The following is a 331-nucleotide window of genomic DNA, read 5'->3' on the forward strand; positions in this document are numbered from 1 at the left end:
GTTTCCGTATACTTATCAACCTCGTTATCTACTTCCTTCTGTCCAAAAGATGAATCATCGTCATTTAAATACATTGAATATCTGACAACTTCATCTCTATACTCATAAAAAAGTGTCGCCTGCCGTTGCTGTTCATCAACTGTATAACGACTTAATCTCATATCTTGCGGATAATATCCTAATCTTACAAGATAATCCCCAAAAGTCTTAGTTAATTCCTTATATGCAGCATCTTCATCAACATCTTTTGACTTCTTTGAATCCATATCTTCTACATTAATGATATTAGAACTTTCATCCCCATTAATTCGTTCCCACAACACTTTCACAT

1 protein-coding gene is annotated in these 331 nt (G+C 33.8%); it reads right to left on the bottom strand.

Annotated elements, in window-relative coordinates:
* The coding region (locus PZH32_RS12050) for a hypothetical protein (RefSeq protein WP_275208497.1) at nucleotides 1-331 on the bottom strand (331 nt) is incomplete at both ends.

Origin of the sequence: Adlercreutzia equolifaciens, from assembly GCF_029076695.1 — a bacterium.
GTDB lineage: Bacteria > Actinomycetota > Coriobacteriia > Coriobacteriales > Eggerthellaceae > Adlercreutzia > Adlercreutzia equolifaciens_A.